Annotated in this window: 15 protein-coding genes; 11 read left to right on the top strand and 4 right to left on the bottom strand. The window is 32.1% G+C overall.

Annotated features, from left to right (window positions below; genetic code table 11):
- Nucleotides 1–34: 34 nt before the first annotated feature.
- Complete coding sequence (locus tag QYS47_RS16690; RefSeq protein ID WP_302102301.1) at nt 35–463, bottom strand: FKBP-type peptidyl-prolyl cis-trans isomerase; 429 nt, start codon at nt 461–463, stop codon at nt 35–37.
- Between the two features lie 218 nt (nt 464–681).
- Here QYS47_RS16690 and QYS47_RS16685 point away from each other — a divergent pair, with 218 nt between their 5' ends.
- The 7 genes from QYS47_RS16685 (at nt 682) to QYS47_RS16655 (ending at nt 9222) form a co-directional block, all read left to right on the top strand.
- The gene (locus QYS47_RS16685) at nt 682–2067 is read left to right on the top strand and encodes a sigma-54-dependent transcriptional regulator (RefSeq protein ID WP_308355623.1); all 1386 of its coding nucleotides are present in this window, start codon (nt 682–684) and stop codon (nt 2065–2067) included.
- A complete protein-coding gene (locus tag QYS47_RS16680; protein WP_322347188.1) occupies nt 2054–3403 on the top strand; it encodes a sensor histidine kinase in 1350 nt (449 codons plus the stop codon). Before QYS47_RS16685 ends, QYS47_RS16680 begins: the two co-directional genes overlap by 14 nt.
- A 26-nt stretch (nt 3404–3429) precedes the next feature.
- The gene (locus QYS47_RS16675; protein ID WP_407660342.1) at nt 3430–3699 is read left to right on the top strand and encodes an acyl carrier protein; all 270 of its coding nucleotides are present in this window, start codon (nt 3430–3432) and stop codon (nt 3697–3699) included.
- A gap of 176 nt (nt 3700–3875) precedes the next feature.
- Nucleotides 3876–6266: a TonB-dependent receptor gene (locus QYS47_RS16670; RefSeq protein ID WP_322347187.1), complete on the top strand. Its 2391-nt coding sequence runs from the start codon at nt 3876–3878 to the stop codon at nt 6264–6266.
- The gene (locus tag QYS47_RS16665; protein ID WP_308355626.1) at nt 6266–7126 is read left to right on the top strand and encodes a DUF4249 family protein; all 861 of its coding nucleotides are present in this window, start codon (nt 6266–6268) and stop codon (nt 7124–7126) included. Before QYS47_RS16670 ends, QYS47_RS16665 begins: the two co-directional genes overlap by 1 nt.
- Before the next feature lie 170 nt (nt 7127–7296).
- Nucleotides 7297–8133: a UDP-2,3-diacylglucosamine diphosphatase gene (locus tag QYS47_RS16660; protein WP_302104052.1), complete on the top strand. Its 837-nt coding sequence runs from the start codon at nt 7297–7299 to the stop codon at nt 8131–8133.
- A 33-nt stretch (nt 8134–8166) separates the two neighbouring features.
- The gene (locus tag QYS47_RS16655) at nt 8167–9222 is read left to right on the top strand and encodes a hypothetical protein (protein WP_302122635.1); all 1056 of its coding nucleotides are present in this window, start codon (nt 8167–8169) and stop codon (nt 9220–9222) included.
- Here QYS47_RS16655 and QYS47_RS16650 read toward each other — a convergent pair.
- From QYS47_RS16650 to QYS47_RS16640, 3 genes are all read right to left on the bottom strand, one after another.
- On the bottom strand, nt 9193–11091 hold the full coding sequence (locus tag QYS47_RS16650) for a DUF3857 domain-containing protein (RefSeq protein ID WP_322347186.1): 1899 nt from the start codon (nt 11089–11091) through the stop codon (nt 9193–9195). The genes QYS47_RS16655 and QYS47_RS16650 overlap by 30 nt on opposite strands.
- A gap of 124 nt (nt 11092–11215) precedes the next feature.
- A complete protein-coding gene (locus tag QYS47_RS16645) occupies nt 11216–11920 on the bottom strand; it encodes a YjjG family noncanonical pyrimidine nucleotidase (protein ID WP_322347185.1) in 705 nt (234 codons plus the stop codon).
- Entirely contained in the window at nt 11908–12291 is a 384-nt protein-coding gene (locus QYS47_RS16640) for an ArsR/SmtB family transcription factor (protein ID WP_302102290.1), read from the bottom strand. Before QYS47_RS16640 ends, QYS47_RS16645 begins: the two co-directional genes overlap by 13 nt.
- A 261-nt stretch (nt 12292–12552) precedes the next feature.
- On the opposite strand from QYS47_RS16640, the gene QYS47_RS16635 reads away from it, so the two are divergent.
- The 4 genes from QYS47_RS16635 to QYS47_RS16620 all read left to right on the top strand — a co-directional run bounded on the left by QYS47_RS16635 (nt 12553) and on the right by QYS47_RS16620 (nt 16214).
- On the top strand, nt 12553–13188 hold the full coding sequence (locus QYS47_RS16635; protein ID WP_302102289.1) for a carboxypeptidase-like regulatory domain-containing protein: 636 nt from the start codon (nt 12553–12555) through the stop codon (nt 13186–13188).
- Nucleotides 13189–13378: 190 nt separating this feature from the next.
- The gene (locus tag QYS47_RS16630; RefSeq protein WP_322347184.1) at nt 13379–15214 is read left to right on the top strand and encodes an ATP-binding protein; all 1836 of its coding nucleotides are present in this window, start codon (nt 13379–13381) and stop codon (nt 15212–15214) included.
- A 16-nt stretch (nt 15215–15230) separates the two neighbouring features.
- On the top strand, nt 15231–15734 hold the full coding sequence (locus tag QYS47_RS16625) for a histidine phosphatase family protein (RefSeq protein ID WP_322347183.1): 504 nt from the start codon (nt 15231–15233) through the stop codon (nt 15732–15734).
- A 36-nt stretch (nt 15735–15770) separates the two neighbouring features.
- Nucleotides 15771–16214 (top strand): SRPBCC family protein, encoded by a 444-nt coding sequence (locus QYS47_RS16620; RefSeq protein WP_302122652.1) that lies wholly within the window; start codon nt 15771–15773, stop codon nt 16212–16214.
- Nucleotides 16215–16232: the final 18 nt, after the last annotated feature.

Raw genomic sequence — 16232 nt, 5'->3', positions numbered from 1 at the left:
CGAAATCGGGCTTTAGTTTTAACTTAATTCAAGATTAGTTGATTTCAACTAATTCAATTTCAAAACTTAAATCTTTTCCAGCTAACGGATGGTTAGCGTCTAATACAATGTGATCATCATTTACTTCTGCAACTAATACAGGTAAAGCTTGACCGTCAGGCTGTTGCATAGATAATTGCATGCCCACCTCAGGTTTTATTTCAGCCGGAACTTTATCATTAGGAACCGGAACCATCATATCATCTCTTTTGTCACCATAAGCTTCAGCACTAGGGATATCAGTTGTTTTCTTGTCTCCAATAGCCATCCCATCTACTGCTTTGTCAAAACCGGCAATCATTTGACCAGCACCTAATTCGAATTCGATAGGTTCTCTCTCTAAAGAGCTATCGAAAACAGTACCGTCTGTTAATTTGCCTGTGTAGTGAACTTTTACTTTGTCGCCTTTTTTTGCTGTTGACATAATTTTTGCTTTTGTAATTTCCTTTTATAAACCACAAAGTTACCACTATCATTCCCTAAAGAAAAAATATTCTGGCTTTTATCCTAAAATCGTTCAGATTCGTAACAATTATGTTCGATTTCGAACAATTATTCCAAGCATATTCCTAAATTGTATCATAAAAGGGGTGTTTTCTCTCTGGCATTATTTTTATCCTAATGATCTTATAATTCGAAAACATGGACAAAGAAATTAATAAAGTACTTATAATCGATGATGATGAAGATGTTTTGTTTGCAGCGAAAATGTTGCTCAAAAAACATGTAAAAGAAGTTATGATTGAAAAGGATCCTCGAAAAATTCCTTTCTTACTTAATCAAGCTACTTATGATGTAATTCTACTGGATATGAATTTCAGTCAAGATACAACCAGCGGCAAAGAAGGGATGTATTGGCTGGAACAAATCAAGGAAAAAGATCCTAAAGCGGTAGTCATCTTAATCACTGCATTTGGAGACGTTGAAACAGCAGTTAATGCATTAAAAAAAGGAGCAACTGATTTCGTATTAAAGCCATGGCAAAATGAAAAGTTAGTTGCTACAATTCACGCTGCAGCACAATTGAAAAATTCCTATAATCAAGTGAGTAAACTAGAGCAGGAAAAACAGCAACTTCAAGAATCGATTGACGCTCCATTCAAATCTATTATTGGAGAAAGTAAGGCTTTACAAAACGTATTTACCATAATAGATAAAGTTGCTGCTACTGATGCTAATGTCTTGATATTGGGTGAAAATGGAACTGGAAAGGAATTAATTGCCAGAGCCCTTCATAAAAAATCTAATCGTAAGGATCATTCTTTTGTAAGTGTGGATATGGGAGCTCTAACAGATTCCTTATTCGAAAGTGAACTTTTTGGACATAAAAAAGGTGCGTTTACAGATGCAAAAGTTGATAGAGCCGGGAGATTTGAAATTGCAGATAAAGGAACCATTTTTTTAGACGAGATAGGGAATTTAAGTGCACCGCTTCAAGCAAAACTCCTGAATGTATTACAAAGTAGAACAGTTACTCGATTAGGTAGTAATGAAGCTATTCCCTTTGATACTCGATTAATTTGTGCCACGAATGAAGATATAGATGCAAGAGTTCATGAAGGTGATTTTCGCCAGGATTTATTATATCGAATAAACACGGTTGAAATCCATTTACCTGCTTTGCGAGAACGAGTAGAAGATATTCCATTGTTAGCGGACCATTTTATTTCTATGTATGCTAAAAAGTATAAAAAGGATCAGATGAAGATCAGCCCTAATGCATTACGATTATTACAAAAATACCAGTGGCCAGGAAACATCAGAGAATTGCAACATGCTATTGAAAGAGCATTAATTATGGCTGATGGAAATATGCTAGAAGCGGATGATTTCTTTTTTCTTTCAAAAAATAGCAGCTCCAGTGCTCAATCTAAGCTTGACGATAGTTTTAATTTAGAGGATGTAGAAAAACAAACCATTCAAAAAGCAATTCAAATTCATGGAGGGAATATTTCTAAAGCAGCTGAGGAGTTGGGATTAACCAGAGCTTCATTATACAGAAGATTAAGCAAATATGACCTTCAATAATCCACTTTTAAAGCGATTCATAATACGCTTATTACTCATCAGCATAACCATTTTTGTGTGGGCTTTTGTTTCTGTTGACGGTGGTTCAGTATTTTTAGGGTTGGTCTTTTTTGTATTAGTGATTATTCAAGGGAGAGCATTTTTCAAGGAACAAGCTAGAAATGAGATTTCTATCATTCGTTTTTTAGAGCAGATAAAACAGGCTGATTTACCTAATGAATCTACGGAAGAGAACGAATTATTAAGAACTCAATTTAATTCTATATTGAATTCAATTAGAGAGAGGCAAAAGGAGAAAGAAGAAGAATACCAATATTTCAGGAATATAGTACAACATGTAGGGATTGGAATCATAACTTTTAATAAAACTGGAGATATTCAACTTTATAATTTTGCTGCTAAGAAGCTTTTAAATACTACTTATCAGGTAAATAATATTCAACAACTTACTAAAATTAATGAGGAGCTAGTTTCTACTTTTCGTGAGCTAAAAACGGGAGGGAGTAAATTAGTTCAAGTAAATATTGGAGAAGAAAGCAGGCAACTGTCAGTTTATGCAATAGAGTTACAACTTCATAATAAGCAATTTAAATTAGTATCACTCCAAAATATTCAGACTGAATTGGATGAGAAGGAAATGGAAGCTTGGAGGAATTTAATTCGAGTGCTTACTCATGAAATTATGAATTCTGTAACGCCAATCTCATCTCTTACCGGTACAACAAGAGAAATGCTTTCCGATTATAAGGTAAACCAAGATAATGCTGTACCACTTCAGAAAGATGATATGGATGATTTAATGTATTCATTAAAAACCATTGAAAGCAGAAGTGAAGGGTTAATTCGATTTTTAAATGAATTTAGGAATTTGACTCATACACCAAATCCAAAACTTAAAAATGAAGATATCAATACTGTTTTAGAAGGTATTATGTTACTTATGAGTAAAGACATGAATGAGAAATCTGTCACCATCCATAAATCATTTGATGAAAAAATAGGGGAAATTCCAATTGACCGTGAATTAATTGAACAAGTTTTAATTAATCTCGTAAAAAATGCTTCTGAATCTTTTGATTCCGAGCAGCTTGAAAAAAATATATGGATAAGTTCCAACCTCGACACGAAAAAAAGAGTCGTAATAAGTGTTAAGGATGATGGTGTAGGAATAGAACCAGAAGCTTTAACGAAAATATTCATTCCGTTTTTTACAACAAAGAAAAATGGATCAGGAATTGGTCTGAGCTTGTCTAAAGAGATTATGAGAAAGCATCAGGGAAATATATCTGTTCAATCTACGTTAGGAGAAGGTACAGAGTTTACATTAAAATTTTAGTGATTACCCCTTAAAAAAGTATATTTGTGGAAAAAGTAACCAAAATGCCGAAAGAAGAAATCCAAAAAACTATCACCAATATATTAGTTGATAAGTTAGGTATAGCGAGTTCAGAAATCACAGCGGATGCCAGTTTTATAAAAGATTTAGGAATTGATTCTCTGGATTATGCAGAATTAGTAATGGAATTCGAACAACATTTTAATATTAGAATTCCAGATATGGATGCCGAAAAATTTTCAACTATCAATGAGGCAGTTAAATATATTGATGAAAAGGTACACTCAGCCGAATAATCATAAATTCTTTGAAAGAATTAACAGCCGATAGTAATGTAAAAGAGCTATCGGTTTTTTTATTTGTCTTGAATATCAACCTTCCATATAAACAATCCCCTGTTTATTTAATTATAATCAACTATAAATGTTAAAATGCGTTTTTGCGGGATAATTCCTGGATTTTAAAGAACCCTATGAATCATATTATTAAATACTTAGTTTTCTTTTTCTCATTCATTTTGAGCCTTCAACTCAATGCTCAAAAATTTTCTGTCAGCGGTTATGTAAAAGAGGCAGGCTCTGGTGAAGTATTAATTGGTGCAACCGTAGTAGATAAGAATAATCCAGGGACTGGAATGGCCACTAATGTTTATGGTTATTATTCCTTTGAACTTGCCAAAGGATCCTACACATTAATGGTCAGTTATGTTGGATATGAGACTAAGCAAGTTGACATAACTGTTGATAAAGATATTTCTATAAACTTTAATTTAAAGGAGGAGGCTTCAAGTTTGGATGAAGTAGTGGTAACTGCTACCCGCTCAGATGAAAACGTAAGTTCTGTTAAAATGAGCGTTGAGAAGTTAGACATTAAAAAGATAAAATCGATTCCAGCCTTGTTTGGTGAAGTAGATGTGGTTAAATCATTGCAATTATTGCCAGGTGTTTCCACTGCTGGGGAGGGAACTTCAGGTTTGTTTGTGAGAGGAGGAAGTTCAGATCAAAACTTAATTTTATTAGACGAAGCCACTGTTTATAATGCAAGCCATTTGCTGGGCTTCTTTTCTGTGTTTAATCCTGATGCTGTTAAAAATGTTGAAATATATAAGGGAGGAATTCCCGCTAAATACGGGGGTAGAATATCCTCTATTTTGGATATTCAAATGAGAGAAGGAAATAATCAAGAATTTGAAGCATCAGGAGGTATTGGAAGTATTAGCAGTCGATTAACGGCAGAAATTCCAGTAGTTAAAGATAAATCTTCTCTCTTACTTTCTGGTAGAAGAACCTATGCAGATGTGTTTTTAACTTTTGCACAGGATGAAAACTTAAGAAATAATACACTCTATTTTTATGATTTTAATACCAAGTTTAATTACAGATTTAGTGATAAAGATAAAGTATTTGTTTCTGGCTACTTTGGAAGAGATAAGCTAGGTTTTCAAGATCTTTTTGGGTTTGATTGGGGAAATTCAACCGTTTCAACGCGTTGGAATCATCTATTTAACGATAAGCTTTTCTTAAACACAACCCTATTGTATAGTAATTACAATTATGGTTTTGATGTCAACTCTGCTGGAACTGGATTTAATTGGAAGTCAGGATTAGAAGAGTACAATCTGAAGTTTGATTTCGATTACTTTTTAAATAATAATAACACCTTGTTTTTTGGGGCTAATGCTATCTACCACATTTTCGCTCCTGCTGAAATCACTTCTCAGGATAATAATATTCAAAGCTTCAATCTCCAAAATGATTATGCAGTTGAAACTGCTTTGTATATAAGTAATCAACATACCATTTCGGACAAATTGAGTATGGAGTATGGAATTCGGTATTCTTCTTTTGCCAAGATTGGGCCAGACTCTGTTTCTATTTATGAAGAAGGCCTAAGGAAAAGCCCTGAAAATGAGATTCGAACCGAAGCTTATGGTAATGGAGAGCTGGTTAAATATTACGGTGGCTTTGAGCCCAGATTAGGGATTAGATATTTAGTGAATTCTACTACAAGCTTAAAAGCTTCTTATAATCGAATGAGGCAATATCTTCAAGTAGCGAGTAATTCAACTGCTGGATTTCCAACAGATAGATGGATTCCTGCAGATTATCATGTTAAACCTGTTATAGGGGATCAAGTGGCTTTAGGGTATTTCAAAAATCTCAAGGATAATGCATGGGAAGTTTCGGTAGAAGGTTATTATAAATGGTTGCAAAATGTTGTTGATTTTCTTCCTGGTGAAGATGTATTATTAAATGATAGAATTGAAACAGCAGTAGCTGATGGTATCGCTTGGTCTTATGGAGCTGAATTCATGCTCAGGAAGAATGTTGGAAAAACAAGTGGCTGGTTAAGTTATACACTTTCAAGAACCCAAAGGCAAATTGAAGGAGTAGCTAGTGGAGAGCCCTACTTGGCTCGATACGATAAGCCTCATGATATTGCCTTGGTTTTATCTCATAAGTTTTCTGAAAGATTGTCATTATCTGGAAACTGGGTGTATTCAACCGGGGCGGCTGTTACATTTCCACAAGGAAGGTATATTGTAAACGGACAGAATATCCCTTACTATGATGACTCCAAAAGAAATACGAGCCGAATGCCTGATTTCCACAGATTAGACCTTGGATTTAATTACGATTTAAAAAGCAGATCGGAAAAGTTTAATCATGAAATTAATGTTTCTTTTTATAATGTTTATAATCGTAAGAATCCTTTTTCTATTGAATTCCGACAGGTAAATAATAATGATCCCACTTTCGATTCTTCTGAAGATGGTCCAATCACAAGTACAAGACCCGCAGCTGTTAAAACGGCCTTATTCGGAATAATACCTTCTGTAACCTATAATTTTTCTTTTAACTGATGAAAAAGAACAGACTAAAAATAGTGAGTTTATTGATTACAGTTCTTTTAAGCTGGAGCTGTCAAGAGATCATTGATGTTGATTTAACACAATCGGAAAAAAGGTTAGTAATTGAAGGGAAGTTACTGGATGAGGCATCATTTCAGAGAATTAAAATATCTGAGACTTTAAACTTCTATGATACTGGGAATTTAGAGCCCTTTAAAGATGCAGAGGTTAGTTTATTGGATTCCAAGAATAACCTTATAGTTAATTTTGTTTACAATAATGAGGATAGTTCTTATATCACTTCTACTCAAGTTGCTTTAAGCATGGGAGAAGAATATAAGCTTCAAATAGAGGCAAAAGGGGAGCTTTTAGAAGCAACAGGAGTAATATTGCAAAATGCTACATTAGATTCCTTATATTATTTATCAAATGAGGAATTACAAGCAATTGGTCAACCTTCTTTTGGAGAAGGCTATTTTATGTTTGTAAATGGTAAACTCAACAATGAGGGGATTGAATATTTTAAGCTTGATGTTACCGTAAATGATACACTTCAAAATTCGAGAGGTGACTTTTCAAATTCAGTACTAAGTTCAGAATTTTTCGGGAAAGAGTTTGTTGCGCTTCCAGTACCAGGTTCTTTTGAACCTGAAGATTCAGTAGGGCTAGAACTGTATACTTTAAATGAAGATATGTATCAATATTATGTTGAGTTCATAAATCTACTATTTAATGATGGAGGGGTATTCAGTCCGCCACCGGTAAACCCTACTACCAACATTAAAAATTTGACTAATCCCGAAAACCTACCATTAGGTTTCATACAGTTCAGTTCTGTGCAGCGAAGAGGTATTGTGATAAAGGAAAGGTGATGCTATGCAATCATTAATGTTAAGCTTTTATATATTAATTTAATGTTGCTCAATTTTTATTTCAATATTTATTCTTGAGTCTAACTCAATCTATTCCTTTTTAATTCTTTAATAAGTTGATAAACAACAAGTAATAATCAATCATGACCTTTAAGAAACCAAAAGAGGTTATGATAACACATTACAAAACACTAGTGATTTCCGATGTGCACTTAGGCACTAAAGGCTCAAAAGCTAAAGAATTAGTGAAATTCTTAAAGCAATGCAGTTGTGATCGATTAATATTGAATGGAGATATAATTGATGGTTGGCAACTCAAAAAATACGGCACATGGAAACGCAAACATACCCGATTCTTTAATAGAATTTTAAAAATGATTGAGGATCATAAAACAGAAGTGATCTATCTAAGAGGAAACCATGATGATTTTTTAGATCAGGTTCTACCTTTTAAAGTTGGGAATTTAACCATTACAAGAGATTTAACGATTGAAAGTAATGGCAAAAAATTTTATGTTGTTCATGGTGATATTTTTGATTCCATAACCACTAATTTAAAATGGGTGGCAAAACTTGGAGATGTAGGATATACCTTTTTGCTTTGGGTCAATTCACTTTATAACCAATATAGAAGAAAAAAAGGCTTGCCTTATTATTCTTTAAGTCAAGTAGTTAAATCGAAAGTTAAATCAGCGGTTTCTTATATAGATGATTTTGAAAAACAGTTGACAGAAATAGCTAAAATTAAAGATTGCGATGGTATTATTTGTGGTCATATCCACCAGGCAGCTTTAAAGGAAATTAACGGGATCATTTATATGAATTCTGGAGATTGGGTAGAAAGTATGAGTGCACTTGCAGAAGATCGGGATGGTAATTGGTCACTAGTTTATTATGCTGATACTTCATCAGATAAATCAATAAATAAAAAACTACAAGAGATAGAAATTGATTCCATTTTAAATAATACATCAGAAGATTTTAAATTACGTAAGAAGACTGCATGATAAATTTTTGCTGAAAAGGCTTTATATTCGAATATGGCTTTAATCAGTAAGAAGAAGAATATATTTCCGGTAAGTGATAATTTAATGAAATATTTGCATCAGAATGGGAGGCATGTAGATATTCCCATCAAGTATGATGATCTCACTAGAGCGGAAAATGCAATCCCCCTCTATGATAGCGATGACAATGATACGCTATGGGAAACCTTATTTTTCTCTCAAGATGATATGAAGCATATTTATTATGGCTTAAAAAATATTTACGCCATATTAAAAGCCGATGGGGATTTGTCTGTTATGGAACATCTTTATGTGGACAGAGTAGATGCATGTACTTATGGAAATACCTACCCTTTCAGAGTTCGGATTGTAAATAAGATCAATGATAACTTCGATTATTTCTACATTAAAAAAGCAGATGCTTCCAGAATATATGGCTTAGAATTAGAGCATCTGTTGTCACCAAATAGAATGAGTTATATCGTAAATGGCAATACTCTGATAGAAGAACATATCCCAGGGATTCCAGGTGATCAGTTCATAAAAAATTATATGAATGATGGTAAGCTGAATAAAATTCGATTGGCCAAGGAATTTGTTAAATTTACAGAGCGCTGCTTTGTCCGTTTATTAGGAGATATGCATTCTAGTAATTTTGTAATTGATATAACCCCTGATTTTGAAGAAATACATTACAGAATTAAATCGATTGATTTTGATCAGCAATCCTATGAGGGAAGAAAAGCAGTTTACATGCCGCAATATTTCAAGCAAAATAACCCGATCATAGAAATTGGTCTTGAATTAATGACTCCCACTACTGTTAAACAGTATCAAAAGGAAGAGCGTACCTTAATTTTGAATAGAATGAAAGCTTCTGAAAGAAACCTAAAGGAACTGATGAAATCAATGCGAAAAGATACCTTATCAATTCCTAAAAACGTTGCCAATCTCAAAGCTGAATTGGCAGATCACTATAAACATGAATCTTTCAATAGATGCAAATCAATGGGCGATATAGTAGCTGAAAGTTTATTATATCTAAGAGATCACAGTAACTTATCGAATTATAATAATTTCCTGGCTTAAGGCATCTGATATTTCCTGAAAGAATGTTTTTATCATTGAATATTCATCGGGCATGTAAATTACTTGATCATAATCAATTGTATAAGAAATTTTTATCGCGTTTTCTACTTTTCTGTATTCATATAAAAATTTCCCCTTACCATCTTCTAAGGCGATACTTTTGTTTTCAGGATATCTTAAAACCTGCCAGCCATCGGGTAAAGTATAAGTAAAACTCGCCTTCCTGATATAGGGAGTATATAGAGTTACAGGATTTTGCCTTTCATCTGCTTTAAGTGGGTTTTCAGGAAATTCGTTGAAAATAACAGGTTTTATTTCCATATAGTTTTTAGCTATTGAATCAGCAGGTTTTTCAAATGATAAGTATTCTTTAAGTTCTTTATTCTCATCAAATTCATCTTTAATTTCATGTTTTTTAATATTCCAATCCATATTTTCGAATATGGTTTCTATGAGGTAATCATTATAACTTCTATTACTGTTTAAAAAGCGAGAATCAAAAGCGTAGACTGCATACCCTTCTCTTTTCACTTCGTAATCACCTACAATTGAAGCAGAGTCGGTAATAGTAAAGTTTCCAGTTATAAACTCCTTGTCTTCAAAATTAAAATCAAGAGGAATAAAACCAGGCGCATCTTCTGAAATTACTAATCCACCATTTGTTATGTAATTTGGAGGAAGCATATTGAATAATAGGTTCTTATTTGAGGCATCCAACAAATAATTTTTACCATTTAAGCGTACCAAGCTTATGTAAGCATTAAAAAGTTCGAAATAAGGATTATCAGGATAAGTAGGCCTATTATCCATTGAACTCAAAGCCACTAAATAAGCGTCTAAACCTGATTGGTTTAAAAGCTTTGTTAAAAGCATATTAATTTGTTGAGGCGTCCCTCTTCTGGCGTTAAATGCTTCTTCCAAACTTTTATCATTAAATGAGAAGTCTACCGTGAAATTATTTCTCATGAAAAAGTAAAATCCTCTGATTACATCTAACTTTAATAAGTCAGGGTGATAAATTTTATCGACTGTAGGTTGAAGATAACTACTCCTTCTATAAACATCTCTAAAGAAAGGAGAACCGGCCCAATTGTAAGCTAATTCTTCATAGTTTTGAGGCAATAAAAATTCAGTATTATTTCTGGGTAACGTATATTCAGCAAGTTTAAATTTTAATTTAGAAATGAAATAATCTCCTCCTGGTACATCTTCTTCTTCCACATAAGCAGGTACACTATCCATAACAAAATCCTCTATTAATACGTCTGTTTGCTTGTTTGAAATGATCTTTTTTACAGTACGTCTGTTAAAATCACTTAAGCTAATAGACCCCTCTAAATATTTATAGAAAAGTAAATAATTTGGAACTTCTGTAGTATAGGTTGATTTCAAAGCTGGTATATCATTTTGGAAATACCAGGTGTTAAGTTGTTGCCAATCTTTAATTTTAATTTGATAGCTATATTCAACAATACTCCCAACTTTTGCATTGGGTAATTCAAAATAGTTTTTAATAAAACCATTATCTTTTTCAGATTCAATATCTGATGTACTCAATGAATCTATCAATAAACTTCTATTTTCATCTAAATTATAGGTTTGGCCTTGGATAAAAATAAGTGAATCTTCATCGCTATACGGAATCATTACTTTTGCCCATGATAAGCCTGCCTCTTTAAGAATTTCAATTTTAGTAGTATGAGTGAAAATTAGTTCAAAATTTTCATTGTATTTGCTATAACCACTATCAAGCAATATTATGGCATTTTCGCCTTTTCCGAAGCCTGAATTTTTAACTTGTATGTTTTGAGCTGTGAGGCCTAAAAGGAATAAAAATGAAAAAATGGTAGTTAAAAATATCTTTAGCATTTTGCCGTTAATTTTAGTTGATAGAATCTAGTGCTTTTGTAAAATACCTAACAATTATTATTCCAATAATTTGAATACAAAGCAATTGAACGTGTAATTAGATGTTCAGTTATCAAATAAGCAATTAAAAAATAGTTTTTAATTGACTTAAACAATCAATTTCGTGAGTCACTCTTGATTTATGTTTTTCTTTACCAGGATTGTAATAAACTGTATCCATTCCAAAGTTGCGAGCTCCTAAAATATCAGTTTGTAAGTTGTCCCCGATCATGATTGATTCTTCTATTCTTGCATCTGCTTTTTCAACAGCATATTTAAAAATTGAGGTCATGGGTTTTTTATAACCCGCACTATCAGAGGTTACAACAGTAGCGAAGTATGGATGAAGATTAGATTTCTCCAATTTAATTTTTTGCACATCATTAAAGCCATTTGTTAAAATGTGCAATTGGTAATTCTCCTTCAAATACTGAAGAACTTCAATGGTAAAGGGCATTAAATGTGGTTTAGTAGGGCAAAGCATTAAATATTCATCTGATAGTTTACTACTTAATTCAGCATCATCAATTTGAAATTGATTTAAAATTCTTAAAAACCTTTGCTCTCTGATGGTATCTCTATTGATTTTATTTTTGTTGAATTCATTCCATAAATCTTTATTGATATGCTCAAAGCATTCTTGAAAATGATTACAACTAATGACTCCTAGTTTTTCAAGTTGATATTTTAGAAATAATTCATTTAATACTTCTTCAGAATTTTTCTCATAGTCCCAAAGCGTATGATCTAAATCAAAAAATATGTGTTTGTATTGATTTATTTTACCCATTTTTTGCTGTGTAATTTGTTTAATGCTAAAGTTCTGTTGGTATACATTACTTTGAACGTTTCTAAATCTTTTTGAAGCTGTTGATCCTTTTCCACAAATTTAAAGGTCTGTGCCAATAAATCCTTCACCTCTTCCTTTACATAATAAAACACCCACTGATCTACTTTCTTTGAATTCAACACTCCATTGTTTTTTAAGTAAGTTAAATGTCTGGACGTTTTGGCTTGCGTGAAGTCTAATATTAATTCAAGATCTGATATACACATTTCTTGGTTCTGATGAACTAAAAACAATAATCTAAGCCTTGAATCATCAGACAAACACTTATAAAATTGAACGCTAAAATTTAATGTAAAATTCTTTAGTCTCATAAAATTAATTAACCATGAATGTAATATGATTAACCGAATAATTGGTCATCAGATTCACTATTTCCTGTTAAGTTTTAATGAAAACTTGTTTCTATGACAGATCTTAATTTTTTATTGAATTTACATTTTTATAAATAATTGAAAAGGTCTATAACTAATGAATACTTAAGTCGTTAGACTGAAGGAAGATTAATTGAATGAAGTTCTTGCTATGCATTAATTTTTTCAGTTATTCGCATTTATCTATTATATTTGTAGAAGATGTCACTCAAGAAATCCATATTACTTTTATTGATTGTATTCGTTCCCTTTTTTGGTTTTTCGCAAGAAGAAGAAAAATCGGATAAGGTAATACAATTTACGGGGGTTGTTTTAGATCAGGATAGTGTAAGTATTCCTGGTGTACACATCTATACTCCAGTATATGGAAGAGGTACTTCTACAAATGAATATGGATTCTTTTCTATGCCAGCTTTAGAAGGAGACAGCTTGGTAATTAGTGCGGTAGGGTTTAAAAAAGCAACTTATGTAGTTCCAGAAATTAAGACTTCTACCCTCAGAGTTGTTTTTCAACTAGAACAAGATACTGAAATGTTAAATGAGGTTCAGGTTTACAATATGCCTCCAACCGCTGAAGCCTTTAAAAAGGCCGTACTAGCCGTTAGACTACCTAGTGAATACAGTAATATTAATAAAAATTTAGATCCTGCTACTCTTCAGGAAATGTATAAAACTCTTCCAGCGGATGGTTCAATGAATCATAGATGGTTTGTTCAGCAACAGGCTTTTTATGACCAAACTAAAAATTCAGTAAGAATTAATCCTTTACTAAATCCGATGTCTTGGGTAGAAATATTTAGGGCTATTAAGAATGGTGATTTTACAAATAATGATTAAGAAATAAGCATTCGTTCAATTTCGATGGTTTATCGATTTTATACCTCATAATCCTAAATATTGTATTTCATTTTCTTTTAATTATTATATCTTTCAGATTAATCGTATCAGAATTATATTCATAAAAGCGTAATTATTTTTTTTATGAATTGCATTCTGCTTAATTTAATATATTAAACGTCTAATCTGTTTGAAGAAATATTTCACCATATGGTCATTATGCTTTTTATTGGCTATTTCTGTTAATGGACAATCATTTCAGGAAATGGTTGATGAAGGTTCAGCCAAGGTGAAAGTATTTTATTATCCCATAGAACCTTTTATCTACAAAGATGATATAGGGAATTTACTTGGTATTGAAAAGGAGATGATGGATTCCTACCTCCGCTTTATAGAAAAAAAATATTCTGTTAAGCTTTTTGTAGAATGGGAGCAGGTACCCACTTTTGATTCAGTATTTGAATATGTTAAAAAATCTGATGTCCCTTCATTTGGAGTGTCAGTTATCTCCAAAACAGATGAGAGATCAAAACTAGTTGGCTTTTCTTATTCTTACATGCCAGATGTAAGTGTTTTCATTACTCATTTATCAGTCCCGTTTTTAAAGGATGGTCGGAATTTGAAAAGCCATATAGATGGATTTGAAGCAGCTACAATGTCAAGTACAACCTATAAAACAGATTTAGATCGTTTAAGTGAAAAATTTGATTTAGACTTAAATTATGTTGATGTACCCAATGATGAAGATATTATTCGTTTGGTAAGTAGAAACAAAGAAATGGTAGGATATGTAGGGCTTCCCTTTTATGTGATTGAAATTGGTAAAGGATACCCAGTTAAGCGACATAGTAAATTTCAAGTCAAGAGGGATGGATACCGTTTTATATATCAACTTAATAAAGGATGGGATAAATCTATTCAGAATTATTTTGAAAGCTATCTTTATAGGGCGGAGGCAGATAAGATAATTAGGCGATATTTAGGAAATGATTATTCAGAGTTGATATGGGGATTAGCAGGTGATAATGTTTCGGATAGAGCCGATGAAATTGCTTTCTTAAACAAGGAAAAAGAAATTCAAAGCCAGAGTTTGATAGCATCTGAAAAGCAAAAAGAACAACAATGGACCATTATAGTATCAGTAAGTGTCAGTTTAGTATTTGTTGTTATCATTACTATATTATTAGTTAGGTCAAACCGTATACGTCATCGTGATAATATATTGCTGAAAGAAAAGTCACAACAGTTGCAGGAAACCTTAGTGGAGTTGAATAGAAATAAAGATGAAGTATCTCATCAGAGGCAATTGCTACAAATAAAAAACAAAGAGCTTACTGACCTTAACAAGCAAAAAGATGATTTAATTGGAATTGTAGCCCATGATTTAAAAAGTCCTATAAATCAGATGACTGGCTTAATTACCTTGTTAAGTTTTAAAAGTGAAAAGTGGGATAAGGAAGAGTCAGATATCTTTGAAAAATTAGAATATTCGAATGCGCATTTAAAGGAATTGGTAGAACGTATATTAGATTTAGAATCCATTCAGAAGAAGAGTTTAAATTATAAAATTAGAGAGGTGGATATCTCTAGAGTTTTAAAAGAGACCGTTTCTGAATTTAAAGAAAAAGCTGAGTCAAAAAATATTACAATCGATAGCTCAAAGATAAATTTTGGGAAAAATGTAATGGTAGATTCATTTTTCCTAAAACAAGTATTTGAAAATTTAATAAGTAATGCCTTAAAATTTTCACCAAAAGGAAGTAAAGTGAGCATTGGTACGGAAACCCATCATGAATTTCATCATATTTATGTGAAAGATGAAGGGCCGGGGATATCTGAAAAAGATAAAGTAAAACTCTTCACTAAATACATGACATTAACTGCCAAGCCAACAGGAGATGAAACTTCAACAGGATTGGGTTTATCCATTGTAAAAAAATATGTTGAAGAAATGAATGGAAGTGTTTGGTGTGAAAGTGAATTAGGAAAGGGAGCTAAATTTATAGTGGCATTCCCTAAAGTGTAAATAAATAATAATGAGTATGAGAAATTTAATCGCTATTATATTTTTAGCATTTTTTATAACGGCTTGTAGTAATTCAAATGACGGCAAAGTTATTTATCTAGTTCGTCATGCAGAAAAAGATACAGTCCCCAAAAATGACCCAGCATTAACAACTGATGGAGTTATTAGATCTGTTGATTTAGTAAGTTGGTTTAAAGATATTCAAGTGGATTCTATTTTTTCAACAGATTTTGTTCGTACGAAGGAGACAGTTAAACCCATTGCAGAAGATCAGAATAAAAAGATTGCTATTTATGATGCAAAAGATTTAGAAGCTTTTGCCTCTCAGCTGAAAGAAATGAAAGTAGATACAATTTTAATATCTGGGCATAGCAATACGATTCTTGAACAAATTGAAGCTTTAGGATTAGAGCGTCCTCAGGAAAAAATTTCAGAAAATGAATATGATAAATTATTCGAAGTCAGGTTAGGAGAGAAAAAAGTGATTACGCACACATATGGCTCAAAATATAAAGAGTAGTTTAAAACATTTCTACGGATTTTTGATTTCCTGTTTATGCATATAAAATTAAAAACGCAGGTAAGTCAAGGATATTTAAAAGTAAAGGAAGGATTTAATGAAAAGCTATTTTTGTCATTAAATCCTCCATTTCCTCCTGTAAAGTTGAAAGAATTTGGAGGCTCTGAAAAAGGAGATAAGGTACATCTTCAATTAAATTTTATTCTTTTCAAACAGGATTGGATTAGCAGAATCACTTTTGATAATACTGACGATTCAGTTTTTGAATTTATTGATGAAGGTGAGAAACTTCCTTTTTTTCTTAAGTATTGGAAACATCATCATATAGTTGAGAAATCTTCTGAGCAAACCTCAAATATAATAGATGATATCACCTTCAAATCGCCCTTTATTTTATTCGATTTTATACTATATCCAGTTTTACTTCTTCAATTTGCTTACAGAAAACCTATTTATAGGAAATTATTTAAGGCTCATTAATATAATATAGTATTCAAC

This window comes from Marivirga arenosa (assembly GCF_030503875.2).
Lineage (GTDB): Bacteria > Bacteroidota > Bacteroidia > Cytophagales > Cyclobacteriaceae > Marivirga > Marivirga arenosa.
Note: the sequence above shows the minus strand (reverse complement) of the source record. Positions and strands in the feature narration are given on the sequence as shown.